At 38.0% G+C, this 24,462-nt stretch carries 29 protein-coding genes; all 29 read left to right on the forward strand.

Features of this window, described 5'->3' with window-relative positions:
• Nucleotides 1-107: 107 nt before the first annotated feature.
• The 29 genes from BM377_RS00440 (at nucleotide 108) to BM377_RS00580 (ending at nucleotide 24,283) form a co-directional block, all read left to right on the forward strand.
• The gene (locus BM377_RS00440) at nucleotides 108-320 is read left to right on the forward strand and encodes a hypothetical protein (RefSeq protein ID WP_092242019.1); all 213 of its coding nucleotides are present in this window, start codon (nucleotides 108-110) and stop codon (nucleotides 318-320) included.
• A gap of 68 nt (nucleotides 321-388) precedes the next feature.
• Nucleotides 389-694: a hypothetical protein gene (locus tag BM377_RS00445; RefSeq protein WP_092242022.1), complete on the forward strand. Its 306-nt coding sequence runs from the start codon at nucleotides 389-391 to the stop codon at nucleotides 692-694.
• Nucleotides 695-790: 96 nt separating this feature from the next.
• Nucleotides 791-970, forward strand: coding sequence for a hypothetical protein (locus tag BM377_RS00450; protein WP_092242025.1), 180 nt, complete (start codon nucleotides 791-793; stop codon nucleotides 968-970).
• 12 nt (nucleotides 971-982) lie between these two features.
• Nucleotides 983-1,231 carry a hypothetical protein gene (locus BM377_RS00455; protein ID WP_092242028.1) on the forward strand — a complete coding sequence of 83 codons (249 nt, stop codon included), beginning with the start codon at nucleotides 983-985 and terminating at the stop codon, nucleotides 1,229-1,231.
• Nucleotides 1,224-1,796, forward strand: a complete 573-nt coding sequence (locus BM377_RS00460; protein ID WP_092242031.1) for a hypothetical protein — start codon at nucleotides 1,224-1,226, stop codon at nucleotides 1,794-1,796. The genes BM377_RS00455 and BM377_RS00460 overlap by 8 nt, the downstream gene beginning before the upstream one ends.
• Before the next feature lie 21 nt (nucleotides 1,797-1,817).
• Nucleotides 1,818-2,114 (forward strand): hypothetical protein, encoded by a 297-nt coding sequence (locus tag BM377_RS00465; protein ID WP_092242034.1) that lies wholly within the window; start codon nucleotides 1,818-1,820, stop codon nucleotides 2,112-2,114.
• Between the two features lie 15 nt (nucleotides 2,115-2,129).
• Nucleotides 2,130-3,089, forward strand: a complete 960-nt coding sequence (locus tag BM377_RS00470; protein ID WP_092242037.1) for a DUF6353 family protein — start codon at nucleotides 2,130-2,132, stop codon at nucleotides 3,087-3,089.
• Between the two features lie 41 nt (nucleotides 3,090-3,130).
• On the forward strand, nucleotides 3,131-3,628 hold the full coding sequence (locus tag BM377_RS00475) for a cell wall hydrolase (RefSeq protein WP_092242040.1): 498 nt from the start codon (nucleotides 3,131-3,133) through the stop codon (nucleotides 3,626-3,628).
• 26 nt (nucleotides 3,629-3,654) lie between these two features.
• On the forward strand, nucleotides 3,655-3,852 hold the full coding sequence (locus BM377_RS00480) for a hypothetical protein (protein WP_092242047.1): 198 nt from the start codon (nucleotides 3,655-3,657) through the stop codon (nucleotides 3,850-3,852).
• Nucleotides 3,853-3,856: 4 nt separating this feature from the next.
• Entirely contained in the window at nucleotides 3,857-4,621 is a 765-nt protein-coding gene (locus tag BM377_RS00485) for a hypothetical protein (RefSeq protein WP_092242055.1), read from the forward strand.
• A 166-nt stretch (nucleotides 4,622-4,787) separates the two neighbouring features.
• Entirely contained in the window at nucleotides 4,788-5,297 is a 510-nt protein-coding gene (locus BM377_RS00490; RefSeq protein ID WP_092242056.1) for a hypothetical protein, read from the forward strand.
• A gap of 207 nt (nucleotides 5,298-5,504) precedes the next feature.
• On the forward strand, nucleotides 5,505-9,461 hold the full coding sequence (locus BM377_RS00495) for a DUF5906 domain-containing protein (protein WP_092242057.1): 3,957 nt from the start codon (nucleotides 5,505-5,507) through the stop codon (nucleotides 9,459-9,461).
• Nucleotides 9,462-9,481: 20 nt separating this feature from the next.
• Complete coding sequence (locus BM377_RS00500) at nucleotides 9,482-9,967, forward strand: hypothetical protein (RefSeq protein WP_092242060.1); 486 nt, start codon at nucleotides 9,482-9,484, stop codon at nucleotides 9,965-9,967.
• A gap of 3 nt (nucleotides 9,968-9,970) precedes the next feature.
• Entirely contained in the window at nucleotides 9,971-11,191 is a 1,221-nt protein-coding gene (locus BM377_RS00505; RefSeq protein ID WP_092242062.1) for a hypothetical protein, read from the forward strand.
• A 105-nt stretch (nucleotides 11,192-11,296) separates the two neighbouring features.
• Nucleotides 11,297-11,623 carry a hypothetical protein gene (locus tag BM377_RS00510; protein WP_092242064.1) on the forward strand — a complete coding sequence of 109 codons (327 nt, stop codon included), beginning with the start codon at nucleotides 11,297-11,299 and terminating at the stop codon, nucleotides 11,621-11,623.
• Nucleotides 11,559-12,143 carry a hypothetical protein gene (locus BM377_RS00515; protein WP_092242071.1) on the forward strand — a complete coding sequence of 195 codons (585 nt, stop codon included), beginning with the start codon at nucleotides 11,559-11,561 and terminating at the stop codon, nucleotides 12,141-12,143. Before BM377_RS00510 ends, BM377_RS00515 begins: the two co-directional genes overlap by 65 nt.
• A 4-nt stretch (nucleotides 12,144-12,147) precedes the next feature.
• On the forward strand, nucleotides 12,148-14,946 hold the full coding sequence (locus BM377_RS00520; protein WP_092242074.1) for a terminase gpP N-terminus-related DNA-binding protein: 2,799 nt from the start codon (nucleotides 12,148-12,150) through the stop codon (nucleotides 14,944-14,946).
• A 75-nt stretch (nucleotides 14,947-15,021) separates the two neighbouring features.
• The gene (locus tag BM377_RS00525; RefSeq protein ID WP_092242077.1) at nucleotides 15,022-15,294 is read left to right on the forward strand and encodes a hypothetical protein; all 273 of its coding nucleotides are present in this window, start codon (nucleotides 15,022-15,024) and stop codon (nucleotides 15,292-15,294) included.
• A gap of 268 nt (nucleotides 15,295-15,562) precedes the next feature.
• The gene (locus tag BM377_RS00530; protein ID WP_092242078.1) at nucleotides 15,563-15,910 is read left to right on the forward strand and encodes a hypothetical protein; all 348 of its coding nucleotides are present in this window, start codon (nucleotides 15,563-15,565) and stop codon (nucleotides 15,908-15,910) included.
• Nucleotides 15,903-16,322 carry a hypothetical protein gene (locus BM377_RS00535; protein ID WP_092242079.1) on the forward strand — a complete coding sequence of 140 codons (420 nt, stop codon included), beginning with the start codon at nucleotides 15,903-15,905 and terminating at the stop codon, nucleotides 16,320-16,322. Before BM377_RS00530 ends, BM377_RS00535 begins: the two co-directional genes overlap by 8 nt.
• A gap of 2 nt (nucleotides 16,323-16,324) precedes the next feature.
• Nucleotides 16,325-16,711: a hypothetical protein gene (locus tag BM377_RS00540; RefSeq protein WP_092242080.1), complete on the forward strand. Its 387-nt coding sequence runs from the start codon at nucleotides 16,325-16,327 to the stop codon at nucleotides 16,709-16,711.
• Between the two features lie 60 nt (nucleotides 16,712-16,771).
• Nucleotides 16,772-17,119 carry a phage head-tail connector protein gene (locus BM377_RS00545; RefSeq protein WP_092242083.1) on the forward strand — a complete coding sequence of 116 codons (348 nt, stop codon included), beginning with the start codon at nucleotides 16,772-16,774 and terminating at the stop codon, nucleotides 17,117-17,119.
• A 21-nt stretch (nucleotides 17,120-17,140) separates the two neighbouring features.
• Nucleotides 17,141-17,461 carry a hypothetical protein gene (locus BM377_RS00550; protein WP_092242086.1) on the forward strand — a complete coding sequence of 107 codons (321 nt, stop codon included), beginning with the start codon at nucleotides 17,141-17,143 and terminating at the stop codon, nucleotides 17,459-17,461.
• An 18-nt stretch (nucleotides 17,462-17,479) separates the two neighbouring features.
• The gene (locus BM377_RS00555) at nucleotides 17,480-18,061 is read left to right on the forward strand and encodes a hypothetical protein (protein ID WP_092242089.1); all 582 of its coding nucleotides are present in this window, start codon (nucleotides 17,480-17,482) and stop codon (nucleotides 18,059-18,061) included.
• A 13-nt stretch (nucleotides 18,062-18,074) separates the two neighbouring features.
• Nucleotides 18,075-19,805: a terminase TerL endonuclease subunit gene (locus tag BM377_RS00560; RefSeq protein WP_092242092.1), complete on the forward strand. Its 1,731-nt coding sequence runs from the start codon at nucleotides 18,075-18,077 to the stop codon at nucleotides 19,803-19,805.
• Nucleotides 19,806-19,816: 11 nt separating this feature from the next.
• Nucleotides 19,817-20,635: a hypothetical protein gene (locus BM377_RS00565; protein ID WP_092242095.1), complete on the forward strand. Its 819-nt coding sequence runs from the start codon at nucleotides 19,817-19,819 to the stop codon at nucleotides 20,633-20,635.
• Between the two features lie 56 nt (nucleotides 20,636-20,691).
• On the forward strand, nucleotides 20,692-21,924 hold the full coding sequence (locus BM377_RS00570) for a phage portal protein (protein ID WP_242948060.1): 1,233 nt from the start codon (nucleotides 20,692-20,694) through the stop codon (nucleotides 21,922-21,924).
• A 20-nt stretch (nucleotides 21,925-21,944) separates the two neighbouring features.
• Entirely contained in the window at nucleotides 21,945-23,855 is a 1,911-nt protein-coding gene (locus BM377_RS00575) for a hypothetical protein (RefSeq protein ID WP_092242111.1), read from the forward strand.
• 77 nt (nucleotides 23,856-23,932) lie between these two features.
• Nucleotides 23,933-24,283, forward strand: coding sequence for a DUF7253 family protein (locus BM377_RS00580; RefSeq protein WP_177223749.1), 351 nt, complete (start codon nucleotides 23,933-23,935; stop codon nucleotides 24,281-24,283).
• The last annotated feature ends 179 nt before the right edge of the window (nucleotides 24,284-24,462 follow it).

Consider the following 24,462-nt stretch of genomic DNA (forward strand, 5'->3'; position numbering starts at 1 on the left):
ATATCAACAAGACTTGAATGCTATTTTGTCACGGATGCCTTGTTTACTATAGTAACCTGGCCAATGAGAATAATAAGAAGATTAATAAATTTTCTGGGAGGATGACAATGATTAAAATTATTAAGCGGGGGACAAAGGCTGTCACAACATGTGATGAGTGCGGATGCGAGTTTTCTTATGAGGAAGAGGATATAAACCATACAAGAGATGAGGAGATTATATTTGGCATACCATCTGTATATACCGGAAGGTATGTAATCTGCCCTCAATGTGCTAGAGGAGTAATGCTTGCAGCGTCAGCGACAAGAGATATTAATTAACCTCGCAAAAATTACACATCCTCTTATAGGAATAAACAAATTTGGATTTCTATAGGAGGGAATCGAATATGAGCAAAAAGCACAAAAATCAGAATGTTAATGTTGAAACTGTTAATGAGATCGAAGGTATGGAGGATAATGAAATGACAGAAAAGAAGAACATTATCGAGAGAGTTAAGGATTTTGGAAATAAGGTTCCGAAGCCTGTTAAGTTTATTGCAGGTGGCGTAGCAGCCGCAGCAGCAATAGCTGGAACAGCTTTGGTGGTTATCTCTAAGGTTCGTGGCAACGAAGATGATGAGGACTTTGATGACGTTGAAGACTTTGAAACAGAGGTTGATGAGGTAGAGACAGAAGCACCTGTTGAAGAGTGAGACTCATTTAGAGACACTTAATGAAAACTGAATATTGAAACCAAATATGAGAGCGTTTACATGCGCTCTTATATTTTTTGAAAGGAGACTATTTTAATGGGTAATCTAATTAACAAGTACAATGAGAAACTCGCGAACGACGAGAAGTTTAACAGAGCTATTATCTACGGTGGACTCCTTGTTCAGGGGATTTGCACAATAGCTATTATCACTGCTAGTTACTTTGGTGGTATGAGAAAAGGTGTTGATATTACTGACGCGCATTATGAAGAGTAAAGGAGGCATCTTATGAAAAATAAGGGATTTATCAAGATCATAGCAAAGGCTGTTATCACAGTAAGTTCTATGGTTGCAGTTAATGATTTTCTTGGATTTTATGCACCAACAAGATCAAGCCAAACTATTCATAGACTTGGTAATAACATAGCTGGCCTTTCTGTTGGATATTTAATTGGTAAAAAGGCAGCAGATTTTGCTGTTAATGCTGTAGAAGATGCAATTGATGCATATAACGGAGAGGAGAAGAAAGATGGCTGATGAGCAGAAAAAGGAAATACGTCCTGTAGCTCATGGAAGAATTAAAGAAAAGGGTCTCGGCGAGAAAGCTGCTGAGGCCTTTCTTTCTGAGGATACAAGGAACGTAAAGAATTATATTTTGTGGGATGTACTTATCCCGGGTATTAAGAATGCAGTAGCAGATGTGGTTATTGGCGGAATTGAGATGATGCTCTTTGGTTCTACTAGGGGTAGAAAGAGCAGCGGAAGTAGAGGTGGCAGTTATGTATCTTATTCGAGCTATTATGACTCTGATCGCTCTGTGGGTGGCCGTTCTAGAGTGGATCGTGGTGGTTCTTCTTCTAACTACGATTTCTCTAATATACTGCTTGACTCACGAGGCGAAGCAGAGGAAGTTATATCTTCGATGGAAGAACTCGTTAAGCGCTACGGCGAAGCGTCTGTGGCGGACCTTTGTCAGCTTGTTGGGGTAACATCTAAGTTTACTGATAATAGATGGGGTTGGACTGATTGCAGAGACTTCTCTTATAAAAGATCAGGTAGAGGTTATATCTTAGACTTTGCACGGCCTATCTATCTTGACTAAGTGACTTTTGAGGGAGGTCATATGGGCAAAACACAATTACCACATCACGATAAATTTAGTGATTATTCGCCAGAAGAAATAGCAAAAATAACAAAGAATGTTTGTGTTAAGCACAAATGTCCTTATGTGAAGTTTGTTCACTCTTCTGGTTATTTAAAAAAATCAAATTCCACATTTAAGCTGGCATGTGATAGATTCTGCGACTATTTATGTATAGCAGGTAAGTCAAGAGGTTGTATGCCAGATGAATGTACGCATTATAAAGATAAAAACGTTAAAAGAAGAATTAACCCGATGTCGGGAATATATGATTTTTGAAAGGAGACATAAGAAATGTCCGAATTAACTAACAAAGTGACTAGGGGAATCGGTAAAGTAAAGCTTTCAACCATTAAGCATTCTCCAGAATTACTTCTGGCAGCAGGCATTATTAGTGGCGCTGCTACAATCTTCTTTGCAGCTAAGGGGACGCTTAAAGCTGGAGAAGTAATTGACGCTCACAAAGAGAAAATGGATCAAATTCACGAAGCTACAGAAGTAGCAACAGTGGAAGAGTATTCTGCTAAGGATGCTCAGATTGATACTGTAAAGACTTATGTACAGACAGGTGCATCATTTGCTAAGATCTACGCTCCTGCAATTATATTTGGTGCTGTATCACTTACATGTATCCTCGCTTCTCACGGCATTATGAGGAAGAGAAACGTGGCACTTGCAGCGACTCTCGCAACAGTAAGAACAGCATTTGACGAGTATAGAGGAAGGGTTGTCCGTGACCTTGGAAAAGAAATGGATAACCACTTTCTCTATGATACCGTTGAAGAAGTGGTTGAAAAAGAGATTACTGACCCTGAGACTGGAAAGACCAAAAAGAAGAAAGAGAAGGTTCAGGTTCCTACAAAGACATCTATTTATTCAAGATTCTTTGATGAGGCTAACAAGAACTGGGAAAAAGATGGATACTCCAACTATTTCTTTATAAAGTCTCAGATTAATTACCTTCAGAATAATCTTATTCGTGACGGCTATCTATTCCTTAATGATGTTTATAAAGCACTTGGTTTCCCGATTTCTCAGGCTGGACAGACAGCTGGTTGGATTTATGACTTTGACAACAAGGAGAACACACAGTTCTTTATCGACGGATTTACTGCAAGCGATAATGATCTTTCTCAACCTGTTAGAGACCTTATGAATGGCTATAACAGAAATGTTCTTCTTAACTTTGTAAACATCAAAGACGACATCTTAACAGATCTTCCTAGAGTTAACAGTGAAGTAGCACCTATCTGATGATACTTAAACATCCATGCTAACAATATTGGAGGAAATTGATGAAAAAGTTTTTAAAGGGGGTCGCAGGCTTAACTGCGGCTCTTTTATTATGCCTAAATTTAGATATAGAAGCTTATGCAGAACAAATAGTTGAGCAGGGCGAATACAACAGACCCTGGTTTTATACTGAAGAAGATATAGCCGAGGAAATAAGACTTGGGGAAATGGAGCTCCTTGCTCAGCTTGTTCATGCGGAAGCTGGTAACCAATCACTTTATGGAAAAAGACTAGTAGCTTGCGTGGTAATAAACCGCGTTAAATCTGAAGATTTCCCTAACACAGTAGAGGAAGTTATATTTCAAGATGGTCAGTTCTCTGTTGTAAAAAATGGTGCTTTTGATGATGCCGCATACAACATGGAAGATACTGACTACGAAGCAGTAAGTCTTGAGTGGGATAACCAAACTAACGAAGACATATTATATTTCAACAATTCCAAGAATGTTAGTGGATCTGGAAAACCTTTTAAGGTCGGAGATCACTGGTTTAACAATTAAAAAACATAGTAAGGAGACATCTACAAATGATTGACACAGTAGTAAGACAGACATGTGATGTATGTGGAAAACATGAGTGCGTAGCTAATAGCGAAAACGTACCATCATGGACTATTCCATCAGAAGTTGGAGATCTTTGTCCTTCGTGTGCAAGAGCTTGGGAAGAGCATAAAGCGGATTTTCTTATAAGGATGAGGAAAGAAAACGGAAAGGATTTGGTATAAAAACATGAACCAGTCTTTTAAGAATGTACTTATATTTCTTACAGGAACTGCAGTGGGGTCAGTATCTACGTTCTTTGCTGTAAAAAAGATATTTGAACTTAAAGCAGACCTCGAAGTAGAGTCTGTAAGAGATGCATATAATAACCGTCTTGCCGAGATTGAGGAATTTAGATCATCTATGGATGGTGAGCTTGAGGGCCCAGAGACAATAGACGAAAAGGTTCACCTTGATGAGCATAAATCATCTATAGCAAGGCAACTTAACAATAAACCACCTCTTACGGATTATACAAAGTATTTTGTAGGAAGTAAGTCAAACGAAGAGCTTGATCTTAAAGAGGTGACTAGAGATCCTCACGACGAAATTGATGAGGATACTGATCCGGCTGAGCTCGAAGGTCCAGAAGATGATGAGCCTTATACCGATGAGGAAGATAAGGACGAAACACTTAATTACGAAGATCATGAGCTTAACGGTAAGCATAAGAAAGCAAAAGAAGATGGTAAGCCTCCTTATTTAATAGATAAAGGGGACTACGACCTTACATGCGATAACTACGATAAGATTTCCTTATTATATTACCTTCCTGACGATATTGTTGTTAACGAAGATAATGAAATTGAAGGTAATGTGAGAACACTTATTGGTAATCTTATAGCTGAGACTGGGTTTGATCAGGATGAAGAAGAAGTTATGTATGTAAGAAACGACATTCTATCATCTGATTTCGAGATTCAGAAAATATTTAGTGAGTACACTGGTGAATGAACTCGTGTTAACAGTTGTTTATATGGGTAATTAACTCGTGTATTTAAAAGAAAAATGAAGGGAAATAAACATATATGCATAGATAACAACTTTTATAAGGGTTTATGTAGCGTATAAACTACATGGACTCTTTAGTGTTGCTATCTATTTGCAAGAAAGGAGGAAAATGAAAGCTGATACTAACTATTTTGAGTATTTATGCTCTATGGCGCGTCTTTCCTCCCAAAGATATAGAAAGTATAGAGGACTTCTAAGGCATTTATACCAAGTTGAGTTTAGATATATACATCCCATGGACGAAAACAGGGTGTTTGATGCTATAGATCTTCGTCGAGAGTACTTTGATAGAGGTGACGTCGGAGATACTGCATCTGTTTTAGAGGTTTTACTTGCTTTTAGTCGCAGAATAGAGACTGAAATTATGTCTGACGACCCTGATAGGGATAGAATTGAGCGTTGGTTTTGGGTGATGCTTGAGAATTTAGGGTTGTTAGAGGATGGTATCTACGATTCTGAGGAAGAAATTAATAGAATTTTAGATATTTGGATGGACAGAAAGTTTACAAAAAAAGGACATGGAAATATATTTTCGACATCAAAAAGTGACACGGACTTAAGAGACGTGGAATTTTGGTGGCAAATGCAACGATATATGGTCGAAAAATACGGGAATTAATGTCGCTTTTGCGTTTTTATGTCGCTTTTTTTAGAAAAAAGACATCATTTAACCCGCATGGTTGAGCCATTATGTCACTTTGTCACTTTTTCCTTTCTTATTAGTTATAAAAATAAAAATAAATATAAATAATATATAGAGAATAAACTGTAGAAAAAAAAGTGGCAAAACGACATCGAGGTATGAAATTATATTTTGGAGGAAAATATGTTCGACTTTGTAAATATTAAATCAAAGAGAGACGATAAGAAGAAAACTATATCAGTTTATCCATCGTTTCTAGTCCGTAAGTCCAAAGACCTAATGACAAAAGGTAAATCTTTCTATGCAATTTGGGATGAAGAAGCAGGCCTTTGGTCAGAAGAAGAGACCAGGGCATGTGAACTCATAGATAGGGAGATAGATTTAAAGGCTGAAGAGCTAAAAGAAGCTAGACCTGATTATGATGTTCACACTATGAAGCTTCTTGATTACAAGTCAAGACAGTTTGCAGAATGGCAAAGTTACTGTAAAGCAATCCCGGACAACTTTAAGTTTCTGGATTCAGATGTAACTTTCATAAATGATAATGTTCGAAAGGAGGATTATAGATCCAAGCGTTTAGAGTACGCAATGGATAATGTAGATATTCCTAACTATGATGAACTGATGTCCACATTATATTCTGAAGAAGAAAGACAGAAGATTGAGTGGGCTATAGGAAGTGTTATAGCAGGAGACTCTAAAGATATTCAAAAGTTCTATGTATTCTATGGTGAGCCTGGAAGTGGTAAGTCAACAGTTCTTAAGATTATTAAGAAACTCTTTGAAGGATACTGCACAACATTTGATGCAAGAGCAATTGGTAATGCGAACTCTGCATTTGCGCTTGAGCCTTTTAAGAATAATCCTCTTATTGCTATCCAAGACGACGGAGACTTATCAAGGATAGATAGTAACGAAAGACTTAACTCTATTGCATCTCACGAGTATCTTGTTATTAACGAAAAACATAAGTCAACATATTCAGCAAGATTCAACACAATAATGTTTATAGGTACTAATAAGCCTGTAAGGATTACTGATGCTAAGAGTGGAATCATAAGAAGACTTATCGATATTTCACCAACAGGAATTACTCTTAAGAGAAAGAGATACGACGCCATAATGGATCAACTTGATTTTGAACTTAGTGGCATCGCTAACCATTGCTATGAAGTATATAAGGAACTTGGTAAAAGATATTACGATACATATAAGCCAATGAATATGATTGGTATTACCAACGACTTTTATAACTTTGTTGATGATAATCTTGATTTCTTTATAGAGCATAAAGACTATGTTCAGCTTAAGAGAGCTTGGCAGATGTATAAGGATTATGTTGTAGATGCAAACGTACAATATCCTTTCCAGAAGAAAGCGTTTAAGGAAGAGCTTAAGAATTACTTTGCTGAGTTCCATGAGAGAACAAATGGTGAAAGAAATGTGTATATAGGTTTCCAATTTGACATATTTGATTATAAGTTTGAAAAGGAACCTGAAGACACTACAACATATTCTCTTACTTTTGATGAGACAGAGAGTATCTTTGATAAATTATATCCTGATGCTCCTGCTCAGTATGCTAATAAAGATGGAAAGCCACTTAAGAAGTGGGAGAATGTAACAACAACACTTAAGGATATTGATACGCATAAGCTTCATTATGTTCTTATGGGCGGATATCCAATTATATGTATTGACTTTGATATTAAGAATGAGAAGGGCGAGAAAGACTTTGAACTTAATTTGGCAGCAGCTTCTAAATGGCCAGCTACATATGCAGAGCTTTCAAAGAGCGGCGGTGGTATTCACCTTTATTATATTTATGAGGGTGATGTATCCCAGCTTTCCCATATGCATGATGAAGATATTGAAGTCAAAGTATTTACCGGTAATAGTTCTCTAAGGAGAATGGTTACTAAATGCAATAATTTACCAATAGCTAAGATTAGCTCTGGGCTCAAATTGAAAGGAGACAAGCCTATGGTTAATTTAGAGGCGATGAAGAATGAGAAGCAGCTTAGAGCGCTCATAAAGAATTGCCTGCTTAAGAAGCATCATGGTGCAACCACACCAGAGGTTTATTATATTCATGATACACTTGAGAAGTGTTATAACCAAGGAATGCATTATGATGTAACAGACATGAGACCAGACATAACAGCGTTTGCTGCAAATAGTAATAATCAGTCACTACAATGTCTTAAACTTGTAGCCGATATGAAATTCAAGTCAGAGGAGCCTTCGGATTCAATAGATGATGAAGAGGCTCCTATTATATTTTACGATGTTGAGGTCTTCCCTAATCTGTTTATTATTTGCTGGAAGTACCAGGGTGATAATAAGACAGTTGTTAGGATGATTAATCCAACACCTGAAGATGTAGAAAAACTCTTTAGGTTTAGACTAGTTGGGTACAACAACCGTAGATATGACAATCATATTATCTATGCAAGAAGTCTTGGATATTCTAATGAGGAACTCTTTACATTATCAAGCAGAATTGTTGCAGGAGATAAGAAAGAAGAGAATAGGAACTGTTTCTTTGCAGAAGCATATAACCTTTCCTACACAGATATTTATGACTACTCATCTAAGAAGCAATCTTTAAAGAAGTGGGAGATTGAACTTGGTATCCACCATGTTGAGAATGAGTATGCTTGGGATCAGCCTGTAGATGAAAGTCACTGGGAAGAAATTGCTGATTATTGTTGTAATGACGTAATTGCAACTGAGAAAGTATTCAATGAAACAGAAGCAGACTTTAAAGCAAGACTTATTCTGGCTGAGCTTTCAGGACTTACTGCTAATGATACAACTAACAGCCACACAACAAGACTGATTGTTGGTAAAGATAAGAACCCTCAAGAGAAATTCATCTATACTGACCTTTCTAAGGAGTTTAAAGGATATCGATATGATTCTAAAGGAATTCCAAAAGAAGAGTATAAAGACGAGAGCCAGATTGTAAATGGTAAATCTATCTATATGGGTGAAGATCCTTCTGAAGGTGGTTATGTATATGCTGAGCCCGGAATGTATTTTAATGTTGCACTACTTGACATTGCATCTCTGCATCCGTCAAGTGCAATTATATTAAAAGTATTTGGTGAAGAGTATACAGCCAACTTTGCAATGATCAAGCAGATAAGAATTCATATCAAGCATAAGGAATACGACAAGGTAAGAGAGATGTTTGATGGAAAGCTTGCCAAGTACCTTACAAGCGATGAAGATGCTAAAGCCCTTTCATTCGCACTTAAGATTGCAATCAACTCTGTATACGGCCTTACAAGTGCTAAGTTCCCGAATAAGCTTCGTGATCCTAGAAATGTTGATAACATCGTTGCTAAGCGCGGAGCTCTCTTTATGATTACTCTTAAGAATGAAGTTCAGAAGAGAGGATTTACTGTAGCACATGTTAAGACAGACTCAATAAAGATTCCTAATGCAACACAAGAGATTATTGACTTTGTTATGGAGTTCGGCAAGAAGTACGGATACGACTTCGAGCATGAGGCTACATATGAGAAGATGTGTCTTGTTAACGATGCAGTTTATATTGCTAAGTATGCTGACGGCGACCATGAATTTGAACTCTCAACCGGAGAGAAGGTTATGACGCCATGGACTGCAACAGGAACTGAATTCCAGATACCTTATATTTTCAAGACAGTATTTGCAGATAAGCCTCTTCAGTTTAGAGATTACTGTGAGACGAAGTCAGTTACAAAGGGAGCATTATATTTGGATATGAATGAGAATCTTCCTGAAGACGAACATAACTATAAGTTTGTTGGAAGAGTTGGCGAGTTTGTTCCAATTACTCCTGGAGAAGGCGGCGGAATTCTTTACAGAGTTGCAGACGATAAGTACTATGCAGCAACAGGAACTAAAGGTTATAGATGGCTTGATTCTGAAACCGTTAAGGCAGCAGGATATGAGTCACATATTGACAAATCGTATTTTGACAAACTGGTCGATAATGCTGTAGATCATATCAAAGAATATGGAGACTTTGAATGGTTTGTATCTGACGATAAGACTATACCATTCGATGCAAGTAAAGGTATTACAGATGATAATAGAGTAGAGCTTCCATGGGATGAAAGTTTTACAGCTATGAATCCACCAGCATAAATGAAAGGAGACATTATATTATGCCTAGAAGAGGAAAACTTCAGATAGAAGGTGCAAGGATATTTTGGAAGAACTTTGCAGGAAAGGGCTCTCAGTTTAATTCTGAGGGCTCTCGTAATTTCTGCTTAGAGCTCGATAACGAAACAGCAGATAGATTAAAAGCCGATAATTGGAATGTAAAGTACTCAAATCCAAGAGAGGAAGGAGATGAGCCAACACCTTATATCCAGGTTAAGGTTAAGTATGGTGATTACCCACCTAAGATTTACATGGTTACATCACGCAACAAGACACTTCTTGATGAGAGTCTTATTGGAGAACTTGATAGAGCAGAGATTGAGAATGTTGATATTATAGTATCTCCTTATGAGTGGTCTGTTGGCGGAAAGTCTGGAATAACAGCATATGTTGACACAATGTATGTAACTATTCACGAAGATGATTTTGCAAAGAAGTATGCAAACTTTGATGAAGAGGAACTGCCTTTTGGTCCTTTGGAGGATTAATATATGGTTGAGCTAGCACAGCATCAGATAGATGCTCTGAAGAAGATGCACAACGGTTGTATCTTAAGAGGTGATGTTGGCAGCGGTAAATCAAGAACGGCACTTGCGTACTATTATATTCAAGTATGTAAAGGAATGGTGAAAGTTAATGATAAAGGGTCTCGAAGAGAAATGGAATCTCCTAGAGACCTTTTTATTATTACAACAGCTAAGAAGCGTGATGATGAAAGTTGGTATGATGAGCTTGCCCCATTCTGCATAACAAAGAACGACATTGATAATCCTTCTCATGTAAGAGTGACAATTGACTCATGGAACAATATAAAGAAGTACGTAAATCATTACGGAGCATTTTTTATATTTGATGAACAAAGAGTTGTTGGCTCAGGAGCATGGGTTAAAGCTTTCTATAAGATTGCAAAGAAGAATCAATGGATTCTCCTTACAGCAACACCCGGCGATACTTGGGCTGATTATATTCCGGTATTTGTTGCTAATGGATTCTATAGGAATAAGACAGAGTTCAATACGCGTCACGCAGTTTATTCAAGATTTGCAAAATATCCAAAGATTGAAAGGTATGTTGATACTGGAGACCTTGTCAAATATAGAAGACAGATTCTAGTAAACATGAAAGATAAGCGTGAAGCCGTAGAACATCATGTTGAAATCATATGCGAGTACAACAAAGAAATATATAGAACTGTTAAGAAAGACAGATGGGACCCGTATGAAGGAAAGCCAATAGAAGAGACCGGAAAGTTATGTTATCTCGAAAGAAGAGTTGCCAACGAAGACCCAAGTAGAATCAAAGCAATAAGAGGATTACTAGAAAACAACGACCGAGTAATCATATTTTATAACTTTGATTATGAACTTGAAATTCTAAGAGATATTTGTTCTAACATGTCAGTGCCATTCAATGAGTGGAACGGACACAAACATGAACCTGTTCCGGATATAGATAGATGGGCTTATCTTGTTCAGTATGCGGCAGGATGTGAAGCATGGAACTGTATCACAACTAATGTAATTATATTCTATTCACAAAACTATTCTTATAAAGTCATGACTCAATCAGCTGGAAGAATTAATAGAATGAACACACCGTACAAGAATCTTTATTATTATCATCTTCGAAGCTATTCACAAATCGACCTTGCGATCAAGAGAGCGCTCGCTCTGAAGAAGAATTTTAATGAGAAATCATACTTGAATAGCTAAAAACACCCTCGCAAAAAAAACATGCCCTATCATAGAGAGGAATAGAATATCGCGCCCATTTTGGGTACATATTCTATTAAGTTTTGCATTTTGGGAGGTTTTCTTATGCGTGAGAATGAATATCAATCTAAACTTATTAAGAAAATCAAAGAAAGATTCCCAGATGCAATTGTTCTTAAGAATGATCCGAACTATAAGCAGGGCATCCCAGACTTAACTATTCTCAATGGGAACAAATGGGCTGCTCTAGAGACTAAGCGTTCAGAAGATGCTTCGCATAGACCCAATCAAGATTACTATGTGGACAAGATGAACAAGATGTCGTTCAGCTCATTTATATTTCCTGAGAATGAACAGGAGGTATTAGATGCAATGGAACGATCATTCCAGAGAGGTTCCAGAAGGAGCACACGCTCTGTTCGGAGCAAGTAGTTATCACTGGACAAATTATGATGAAGATAAATTCAAAGAAGTATTTAAGAGTAACCTTGCTAAGCAAGAAGGAACAATGTTACATGAATTTGCTGCACAGTGTATCATGATGAGAAGAAAGATCAATGGAAAAGATACACTCGCAAAGCATATTAATGACGCAATCGGATTTAAGATGGATGCCGAAGTTCCATTATATTATTCTGAGTTCTTCTTTGGCACTACAGATGCTATCAATTTCAGAAATCACCCAGACAAAGAATCTGGCTATAAGTACTTCTTAAGAATTCACGATTTAAAGACCGGTAAAATTCCAGCCAAACTTAGGCAATTGGAAGTTTATGCGGCCTTATTCTTTTTAGAGTACAAAATCAAACCAGAGGATACTGAGATAGAACTTAGAATCTATCAAAACGATGACATTATGGTTGGTAATCCAACAGCGAAGGATATAAAACCGATCATGAACAAAATAGTATTGTTCGACAAAGTAGCGCAAAAAATGAAGTTGGAGGGATAAACTAATGTCAACCGGCGTTCTGATGCATTACGGAAGAAGCAAAAAGGATGGAGCTATTATTGGTTCTGGAAGATATCCTTTAGGCTCTGGAGAGGACCCTTATCAGCGAGAAGAAGGATTTAACGTTGCTGTTAGGAAACTCAAGAAAACAATCAACCCAGATACAGGGAAATTATATTCTGAAAGAGATATTGCAAAGCTATACAACATTACAGACAGATTTGGAAATCCAAGCGTTGTAAAGTTGAGAGCAAAAGTTTCCATTGCTAAGAATGAGGAAATGGCAGCCAAACAGGCATATGCTGTTAAACTCAAAGAGCATGGATATTCCAATACAGAAATTGGAAGAAGAATGGGTGAGAACGAGTCAAGCATAAGATCATATTTGAAAGCTTATGAAGAGCACAAGACAGATGTTCTTACCAATGTATCAAACACCCTAAAATCTAACGTTGATAAGGATGGAAGATATATTGATATCAGTCCCGGAACTGAACTAGATATGGGAGTAACTAGAACAAAGCTTAACACAGCAGTTGCAATGCTGGAAGAGCAAGGTTATCAAAGAATTACAGTTCAGGTTCCTCAGATGGGACTTCATCCAAATCAGAAGACTTATATTACTGTACTTGCCGAACCCGGAACAACATATAAAGATGTAGTCAACAACATGACTAACATTAAAACCATGGATGATAGATTTGTTGAAAAGGGAGCAGTAACAGAGAAGTTGCACTATCCCGATGAAGTATCGTCTAAGAGAGTAATGATACGTTATGCTGAAGAAGGCGGTACTGAGAAAGATGGAGTTATTGAACTTCGTCGAGGAGTGAAAGATTTAGACCTTGGAGAGAAACAGTATGGTCAGGTCAGAATAAATGTTGACGGAACACACTACCTCAAAGGAATGGCAATGTATGCTGCTGATGAAAGTATAATGCCAAAGGGCGTAGATATTATCTTTAATACTAACAAACATGTTGGAACACCTGGAATAAATCCTGATCCAAATGGAAAAGAAGTATTTAAGAAGATGTCAGACAAAGACGATCCAATAAATCCTTTCGGTGCAACCATTTCAAAACAAAGAGGAGCACTGAATCTTTGTAAAGAAGAAGGAGACTGGGATAAACAGAGAGATAGATTAGCTTCTCAGTTCTTATCCAAACAGAATCCTGAACTTGCAAAGAAACAGCTTAATCTTGCGGCAGCCAATAAGCGTGATGAGTATGAAACAATCATGCAGATGACAAACCCTGCTATCAAGAAGAAACTCCTTAAAGAATTTGCTGATAGTTGTGATGCAGCCGCTGTTGAACTTCATGCAGCAGCTCTTCCGAGACAATCATGGAAAGTAATACTTCCAATCTCAGATATGAAAGACAACCAGATCTATGCGCCCGCATATAAAGATGGCGAAAAGGTTGTACTCATTCGTTATCCTCATGGTGGAATCTTTGAAATACCCGAACTCACTGTAAATAACAGACAGGCAACAGCAAACAAAGTAATGCATAATGCTATGGATGCTGTAGGCATAAACTCTAAGGTTGCAGAAAGATTATCTGGAGCAGACTTTGATGGAGATACTGTACTTGTAATACCAACAAAGAATGTAAAGATAAGAACACATTCACCACTGTCACAGCTTAAAGACTTCGACCCTAAGGCAGCTTACCCTGGTTATGAAGGAATGCCAAAGATGAAGGCACAGACTAAACAGACAGAAATGGGTAAAGTATCTAACCTTATTACTGATATGACTATTGGTGGTGCAGGTTGGGATGAGATTGCTAGAGCGGTTAAACATTCAATGGTTGTTATTGATGCAGAGAAGCATAACCTTAACTATAAGCAGTCTGAGAAAGACAATGGAATTCAACAGCTAAAAGACAAGTGGCAGCCAAAAGCAGGTAAAGATAAGGGGGGCGGAGCCTCTACATTAATTTCTAAAGCCAAGTCTAAAGAATATGTAGATGCAAGAAAACTCAACTACAAGATTGACCCGAAGACTGGTGAGAAGATATGGGAACCTATTAAAGATTTAACATACCAGCAGGTAAAGAAACATAAGGATAAGGACACGGGTAAGAATGTATATGAGTTTGAAACCGATCCCGAAACAGGAGCAAAGACCCCCGTTTATACAGGAAAGGTTATTACAAGAAAGACCACATCAACTAAGATGGCTGAAGCTAAAGATGCATACAAGCTCTCTTCTGGAAGTAAGATAGAGAACATATATGCCGACTATGCTAACAGCATGAAAGACCTTGCAAACAAAGCCCGTAAGTCGTATGTTGATACCCCTAATCTAGAGTATAACCCATCTGCAAGAAAGGCATACGCTAAAGAAGTCGAATCACTTAATGCTAAACTTGCTATAGCCCAGAAGAATGCACCAAGAGAGAGGCAGGCCCTTATACTGGCTAATGAGAGGTATAACGCTCAGTTAAAAGCACACCCTGAGTGGGAAGCTTCTAATGATAAGAAAAAGAAGATTAGGGGGCAGGCTATTCAAGATGCAAGACAGCAGGTCAATGCAAAGAAACAACGCGTAGATATTAATGAAAAGGAATGGGAAGCTATACAAGCAGGAGCAATAACCAATAATAAACTAATCCAGATACTTAACAATACAGATTCTGACAAATTCAAAGAACTTGCCATGCCTCATGAAACTAGAACCATACGTGATTCACAGGTATCCCGTATGAAAGCAATGTCAGCTTCTGGTTATTCGCTTCGTGAAATAGCCGATGCAATTGGTGTTTCGCCTTCAACTGTTTCAAAATACATTTGACAAGGTAAACTATTGAATTGATTAACAGTTTCTATTTATTAATATCTATTAATCTTAAGAAAGGAGAAGTCATACATGGATACTGTAGACATCATAGATACCCATGACCCATTAATTCAAGGTGAATACATGCTTACAACAGTGGACAATCCTTATGACCCTTTCAAGGACTATGAAAGTTGGCTTGCTTTTGATGAACAAAACAATTACAACACTAATGGTCTACTGGCTCGTATGGCAGTAACATCAAATGAATTAACAGATGAAGAAAATGAATTAGCAATTAATCATGCTGTTAATGACATTTTAAATTTATTTCCAGGTCTTTATAGGATAGCACGCAAATGAGTTTAAAGACAGAGGCGGGGGGTCGGCGAAAAACACCCCCCACCTGATTTCGCGCCTGTCCTTAAAAATTCCCCGAGGGAATAATTATATTTTTGGTTTTACCCTGGGTGCTTCTTTGGAGGCTTCACTTCTTTCCTCTGACATTTGTAGATGTCTCCTTTCTTTCATTAAATGTTTCCTAACCCAATAAACAATAGTGAAAAAGTTCATGAAAGTATAGTGAAACCTCTAGAGAAGCACCCAGAAGTATAACAAAAGGAGAAATAATATGGGTAGAAGAGCCAAAGACCCACAACAAAGTGGGGATGAAAAATTAAAACAAGGCAAATCTCACCCAGCAGCAACACCAGAAGAGCGAGAGAATCAGATGATAGCTCTTGCTTTTGATCGAGCTGAACAACAACTTCGTGATGGAACAGCTTCATCACAAGTTATCACACATTTTTTAAAGCTTGGCACAGTCAAGAACGAGATTGAACTTGAAAAACTTAGACGTGAGAATGAACTTCTTGCTGCTAAGACATCTGCAATTGAGTCTGCAGAGAAAATGGAGATACTTTATGCAGATGCTATTAGTGCCATGCAGAAATATAGAGGCGATTCAAAAGATGAATAAGAGATCTTATTCCGAGTTAATCCAGATTCCCTCATATATAGAACGATATAGATATTTAAGACTTGGTGGGAAAGCTGGAGAGATTACCTTTGGTAATGAAAGATATTTAAATCAGATACTATACAAATCATTTGAATGGAAAACATTTCGCAGGAAGATGATTATCAGGGATATGGGATGTGATTTAGGTGTTGAAGGCAGAGATATTAGAGGCACAATAATAATTCATCACATCAATCCAATTACAGTTGAAGACGTCATAAATAAAAGTCCTGCAGTATTTGATCCAGAAAATGTTATATGTGTTTCTATAAGAACACACAATGCAATTCATTATGGTGATGAAGAACTACTAATGATTGATGAAATCGTAGAACGAAGACCTAATGACACAATTTTATGGAGGAAATAATAATGGCTAGAAATAAGAAATTCAAAGACGTTCAGCCTTTACCGGAAGTTACAACCGAGAAAGTTGCTGAGAGCTTTATTGAAGACGTGAGTAAAGTTGAAGATCAGCTTCCTGAAGTTCCTGTTGAGGAACCTAAGAAAGAAGATGAAGTTGAAGCAGTTGTTGATGGAGTAAAGATGAATCTTAATATCAGAAGCAAGCCAAAGATTGAGCCTAACAATCAGATTGCAATTCTCGGTAAAGGAACTAAGCTTATCGTTATGTCGCCAAACAAGGAATTCAAGGGCGATGGCGAGAAGTGGTATAAAGTTAAGCTTTCAAAGAGCGCGGATGATAAAGACCCAACCAACGTTGGATATGCAATGAAGAAGTATATTAAGCTTCTTTAAAAGTATAAGCAGATATAAACAGTAAAGAGTATGTTACGTGCATATTCAGAAAGGACTAATATGGCTGAGAGCACAAATAGTATTTTAGGATCAGTAAGAAAGCTCCTCGGACCTGACGAATACTTTGATCCAGACCTTATTTTACATATTAATACTGCATTTGCTACACTTCAACAGCTTGGTGTCGGACCTGAAGATGGTTTTGAAATCAGTGATGAAACAACAGAGTGGAGCGAATACATACAGGATAATAAAATTCTTAATATGGTCAAATCCTATATAGTGCTTAAGGTTAAGCTCTTATTCGATATATCAACCGCAAGCTCATATTTGATTGATCAGATGAACAAAGAGTGTGCAGAGTACGAATGGAGACTTAGTGTAGCTGTAGATAAATGGTCCTCTTAATAAACATCAGGAGGAGAAACTATGTTGACACCGGAACTGCTCACTACATTCGTAGTAGCAATGTTTGCAAGTACAGGATTTTGGACACTTGTAAATAATATATATCAAGAGAAACGAAAACCCAAGGAGACTCCAGAAAGAAGAGCGCTTCTTGGTCTTTTACACGAAAATCTTATGGGGAAATGTAATTATTACATTAACCAGGGATGGATTTCAGTGGAAGATTATGAAGATTTACAACATTACATTTATGAACCATACAGAGATCTAGGCGGTAATGGCACTGGAGAAAGAGCATTATCAGAAGTAAACAAGTTACCATTACACCGTAAAGAAAAATAATTCAAAATGGGGGTTAAGATGAGAAACGACTATAGTTCTAATTATCTAGCCCATCATGGTGTTCTTGGCCAGAAATGGGGACAGCAGAATGGACCTCCGTATCCACTTGATTCAAAAGACCATTCTTCTTCTGAAAAGAAAGCCGGATGGAGAAGTTCTTTAAAAGCTAAATCTGAAGCTAAGAAGAAAGCTAAAAAGCAGAAAGCTGCGCTTGAGAAAGCAAGAAAAGCTAGAGCTGAAAAAGCAAAGCAGGCTAAGCTTGAGAAAGAGTTTGAGGAAAAGAAGGACAAAGTACTCAAATCTGGTAAAGCATCTGAAGTTGCTAAGTATAAAGGTCAGATGACAAACCAGCAGCTTAGCGAAGCACTTAACAGAATTAGGTGGGAGTCAGAACTTGATAGGATGACAGCTGCTGAAGAAAAGAGTAGCTTTAACAAGATTGATCAGCTTATGTCTAAGGCAAGAACCGTTAAGAACTGGGCTGATACAGGTATGGATGTCTACGACACAATAGCAACATTATATAATTTTGGACACCCCGATAATCAAATCCGATATATCAAGAAGGGTAATAAAGAAAAGAAGAAAGACGACGATTAAGGAGCTATAAACCATGTTATCCAATACAGCAGTTCCGAAGTACTACGGACAGTTTAGGGATGCTGTAATTCGTGGAGAAATACCTGTATGTCAGGAAATTTCGCTCGAAATGAACAGGATAGATGAGCTCATAGCCAACCCCGGAGTCTATTATGATGAAGATGCAGTAGAGGGATGGATTCTTTACTGTGAAGAGGAGATGACACTTACTGATGGTAGTGATTTACATCTCTTAGATTCATTTAAACTCTGGGCAGAACAAGTTTTTGGCTGGTACTACTTTGAAGAAAGGTCTGTATACGATCCAGATACAAAGAAGTATGAGCGAAAAGTATTAAAACGAAGACTTACAAAGAAGCAATATCTTATTGTGGCCAGAGGCGCTGCGAAATCTATGTATGGCTCTTGCCATCAGTCTTATGGACTTAATGTCGACCCAGATACTACTCACGGAATAACAACAGCACCTACAATGAAGCAGGCTGACGAAGTACTTTCGCCAATTAGAACTGCTATTGTACGTGCCAGAGGAGCCCTGTTTAAATTCTTAACTGAAGGATCTCTACAAAATACCACAGGAAGCAAGGCAAATAGAGTAAAGCTCGCATCTACTAAGAAAGGAATTGAGAATTTCCTTACAGGATCTCTACTTGAGATTAGACCTATGACGATTGATAAACTTCAGGGTCTTAGATGTAAATATGCAACTATTGATGAGTGGCTTTCTGGCGATATTAGAGAAGATGTTATTGGTGCCGTTGAGCAATCCGCTTCGAAGCTTGATGATTATTTAATTATAGCGATGAGTTCTGAGGGGTGCGTTAGAAATGGTGCTGGCGACGACATCAAAATGGAGCTTAAGTCCATACTTAAGGGAGAGTTTAAAGCACCCCATATCTCTATTTGGTGGTATAAGCTTGACTCCTTAGATGAAGTAGCAAAGCCCGATATGTGGATTAAAGCAAATCCTAATATTGGCAAGACTGTAAGTTATGAGACGTATCAGCTTGACGTTGAGAGAGCAGAAAACGCTCCTCAGGCGAGAAATGATATTTTGGCAAAGAGATTTGGAATCCCTATGGAGGGATATACTTATTTCTTTACTTATGAAGAAACACTTCCGCACAGAAAGAAAGATTATTGGCAGATGCCCTGCGCACTCGGTGCAGACCTTTCACAAGGTGATGACTTCTGTGCATTCACATTCCTTTTCCCGCTTAAAAATGGATGCTTTGGTATCAAGACAAGAAGCTACATATCATCAAATACACTTGAGAAACTTCCAACTGCCATGAGGCAGAAGTATGACGACTTTATGCAAGAAGGAAGTCTTATTGTGCTTGATGGAATAGTCCTTAATATGATGAGCGTTTATGAAGATTTAGACGAGTACATAATGTCTAAAGATTATGATGTTATCTGTTTTGGATACGACCCGTACAATGCTCAAGAGTTCGTTGAGAGATGGGGAAGAGAAAATGGAGAGTTTGGAATAGTTAAGGTTATTCAGGGAGCTAAGACAGAGTCCGTTCCTCTTGGAGAACTTAAGAAACTCTCAGAAGAAAGAATGCTTCTATTTGATGAAGAGCTTATGAAATTTGCAATGGGTAACTGCATCGTAATAGAAGATACAAATGGTAACCGTAAACTCCATAAGAAGCGCTACGATCAGAAAATCGATAATGTAGCTGCAATGATGGATGCCTGGGTTGCATACAAGGCAAACTTAGATGCTTTTGAGTAAAGGAGAAATACATGCGAAATGATTTTTGCCCCGGTTACTTAGAGCATTCAGCTAAAGGGAAAACCTGGGCTAATCACAGATACATAGCAAAGGTTAAACTCGCTTCGGGCAAATGGTTTTACTTTTACGATGCCAAAGCTTATCAGAATTATTTAAACAAGAGTAAAGAACCAGGAAGATATGCAAAGGCAAACCCCGATAAAGAGCTCGTTGAAGAACAAGCAAAAAGTGATCCAACGCTTAAGAAGCTTATTAGTAGTGGTGTAAAGGGTAAGACTACTGAAGAGAAGACAAAAAACCTTAAGACAAGCATAAAAAACGGGGAAAAGAAGATTCAAGAACTTTTAAGTAAGGATTCTAAATCCAAAAAGAAAGGTAAAGGATCTTCGTCTAAGAAATCGAAATCTGATATATCAACTAAGAAATTTAAGCCTGCAAAAGCTGCAAAAGATAAGGCTAGTAAGAAAGCTGCAGCTGGAGCATCAAAGAAAGCAAAGGCCGAGCCCAAAGCTAAAGCAGATAAGCAGGCAAAGAAGACTGAGGAAAAGAAACAATCAACAAGAGTATTTAATACAGATTCTCTAAAGAAGATGTTTGGTATGAAAGATGAAGATATTCGTACCCATGAAGATACGTCAAAGCTCTTAGACAAACTCAAATCTTATGATGAAGATAGCTATGGATATATATTAGCCGGAGATAAAGTCTACAAATGGTCAAAGAGCGATGGACAGATTACCTTCATGGATTATGACACAGACAAAGAGGTAACGATCAGTTCAGCTCTTAAAGATATTCAAGAGTTTAGGATTGATAAAAAGAAGAAATAATGGGAGGAGAAGATATGTCCGTTAGAGACAGACTCCAACACGCTTGGAACGCGTTTATGGGAAGAGATCCGACTAATTATTATACTGGAACGTATTATGGCGGGTCATATACTAGGGAGGATAGACATGTTTTCTACCCTACCACAGAAAAGACATTAGTTTCTACTATTTATAATCGTATTGCTCTAGATGTAGCAGCAAATAGAATCCAACATGTCCAGTGTGATGAAGATGGAAACTTTAAGTCTGTTATAAATGATGGATTAAATGAGTGTCTTACGTTATCAGCAAACATTGATCAGATAGGCATTGATTTTATTAAAGATGCAGTCTATTCAATGTGCGAAGAAGGAGCAGTAGCATTACTTCCAATTGATACTGACATCAATCCAGAGACGGCTTCATTTGACATATACACGATGAGAGTCGGAGAAATAATAGAATGGGGTCCTGATTGGATTAAAGCAAGGGCATATAACGAGAAAACAGGTAAAAAGGAAGAGTTATACGCGCCTAAATCGGTTGTGGCTATTATTAACAACCCGTTCTACGAAGTAATGAACGCACCAAATTCAACATTAAAAAGACTTGTTTCTAAAATGGCACTTTTAGATTCTGCCGATAGCAAGAACTACTCTTCGAACAGACTCGATATTCTTGTACAGCTTCCTTATCAGATAAAGGGAGAAACAAGAGAGAAGCAAGCTGAGAAGAGAAAGAAAGCTCTTGAAGATCAGATGCAGAATTCTCCATATGGTATCGGTTACATTGATGCCACAGAAAGAGTAATACAGCTTAATCGTCCAGTAGAGAATACTCTATATGAACAGGTTAAAGACCTTCAGTTACAGCTTTTTACAGAGCTGGGTATTACAGAGGGTATCTTAAATGGTACTGCCACAGAGCAGGAACTTCTTAATTATCAGCAGCATACAATAAAACCTATTCTGGAAGTTATTACAACAGAGATGAAGCGCAAGTTCTTATCAAAGAACGCCAGAACAAGAGGACAGTCAATAATGTACTTCAATAGTCCATTTGGCATTGTTCCGGTATCTCAGATTGCTGATATCGCTGATAAGTTTACTACAGCGGAGATAATGACTTCAAATGAGTTCAGAGCTGTCATGGGTTATAAGCCTATTGATGATCCGAAGGCTAATGAACTTAGAAATAAGCATCTAAATGTTTCTAATCAGGAACTGGAAAATCCAATGATACCAACTGAATCAGATGAAGTAGAGGAGGCTCCCGTTAACGACGAGTCTCAGGAACCCAGATTATTTTAAGAAGGAGGAAAAAAGTCAAAATGGGAGCAAAAACCAAAGATTATGACTTTGCCGGATGGGTAACGAAGAACGACGTTAAATGCTCAGATGGCAGAACAATCCGTCACAATGCTTTTGCCCACATGGATGGTAAGAGAGTCTCTCTCGTCTACAACCATAATCACGAAGATCTTGATAATGTGCTTGGTTATGTAGACCTTGAAAACAGAGACGAAGGCGTATACGGCTATGCTAAATGCGCTAATACCGATATGGGTAATACTGCCAAAGAACTTGTTCATTCAGGATCTCTTGTAAGCTTCTCAATCTTTGCAAACAACCTTTCTGAACAGAATGGTGACGTTATGCACGGAGATATTAAAGAAGTTAGCCTTGTGTTAGCTGGTGCTAACAAAGAAGCTCTTATAGATGAGTTCTTTGAACATGGTGTGGATGGAGAAACAGGAATGTTCTTCTACAACGCAGAAGGCGATTGTGAATTCACAGAAGATTTCATTTCTCACTCAGATGACGATGAGGAAGATGAGGACGAGAAAGATGAATCTAAAGAAGAGGAATCTAAGGAACAGGCAGATGAGACTGAAAATAAAGAAGATTCCAAAGAAGACAAGGAAGATGACGAATTGAAGCACTCAGATGACAACAAAGAGGAATCTGAAGGCGGACAGACCCTTGCCGAGGCATACGAAGAGATGCCAAAAAAGTACAAGAAAGTATGTGCAGCACTCGTTGGAATGGTTACATCTGATGATTCCGACGACGAAGTAGAACACTCAGACGAAGGAGGAGAAATAATGAAACAGAATATGTTTGAAGTTGATGAGAAGAAGCAGGAGAATGTTCTTGAGCACTCAGATGTTAAGGCTATCTTCGATTCAGCTAAGACCGGTGGATCACTCAAGCAGGCTTTCAACGATTATTGCCTTGCACACTCAATTGACACAACAGGAATGAACTTACTTCCCAGCAACTCAACAGCAAGCCAGACTTATGGTGTAAGAGACCTTGATATGCTCTTCCCTGATTACAAGGCTCAGTCAGCTATTCCTGAGTTTATCAAGAGAGATACAACTTGGGTTGATGTTGTTATGGGTGGTGTTAAGAAGGTTCCTTTCAAGAGAATCAAGTCAATGTATGCTAACATCACTGAAGATGAGGCTAGAGCAAAGGGTTACACAAAGGGTGATGAGAAAGATCCCGAAGTATTCGAGCTCTTGGGAAGAACAACTGACCCTCAGACAATCTATAAGTTCCAGACACTTGACAGAGATGACATCCTTGATATCGAGGAGTTCGATGTTGTAGTTTGGATTAAGAAAGAGATGCAGATCATGCTTGATGAGGAGAAGGCTCGTGCAATCCTTATCGGTGATGGCAGAACAGCCAACAACAAGTATAAGATCAAAGAGGATCACATCAGATCTATCGTTAACGACGTACCTCTTTACAACATCAAGGTTAACGTTAACGTTGCATCTAATGCTGACGAAGATGTAAAGTACAAGGAGTTCATTAAGGCAACTCTTCGTGCTCGTAAGCAGTATAAGGGATCAGGTAACCCCACACTCTTCACAACTGAGGATGTTCTCACAGAGTGCCTCCTTCTTGAAGATAAGATGGGTCACCCTCTTTACAACGATATCAATGCACTTGCTACAAAACTTCGTGTTGCTAGAATTGTAACTGTAGAAGTTATGGAAGGCAAGCAGGTTGATAATAAGGATCTCCTTGGTGTAATCGTTAACCTTAACGACTATACAGTAGGTGGAGATACAAACCGCGAGAAGGGCATGTTCGATGATTTCGACATCAAGTTCAATGAGTATCAGTACCTCATTGAGACAAGAATGTCTGGTGCACTTACAAGACCTTTCTCAGCAATGACAATCCTTCTCAATGAGACCCAGGCTAATAACGAGGCTCAGGGCTAATTAAGGAAATGTCAAAATAAGGGTAAATCGGTAGAGCTTTAAGCTCTTATTTTTTTGCCTAAAAATATTGGAGGGAAATGATGAGATTTCACGGTTTTGTAGGCTTTTGTATTCAGACTGAAACAGCTCCAGATGTATGGAAACCTGTTCCATCAGAGAAAGAATACTCTGGCGAAGTGTTGCAGAAAACCAATCGTTCAGTTGAAGTGACAACATCAACAAATGACAATATTGTCATTAACAGCCGGATAAGTATAGTCGCAGATCCGTATATCAATCAGCATTTCCCTTCAATTAAATATGTGAAATGGAACAATAATTATTGGGAAGTTACTTCTGTTGATCAGACTAACTATCCAAGAATAATTCTTAACCTAGGGGAGGTATACAATGGGCCAACGGTTGAACCTGAGCAATCTACTCCGTAATCTATTAGGCTCAAATAATGTTTACTTTGAACCGCCTTCAGATTTTAAGATGAAGTTTCCATGCATCGTATATGAAAGGGCAAAACTAGAGCCTGATTACGCAGACAATTTACCTTACAAGATAGATAAAGTGTACTACGTTACATGCATCTATGACGATCCAGATTCTGATTTACCTT

The organism is Butyrivibrio sp. INlla21 (genome assembly GCF_900116875.1).
Taxonomy (GTDB): domain Bacteria; phylum Bacillota; class Clostridia; order Lachnospirales; family Lachnospiraceae; genus Butyrivibrio.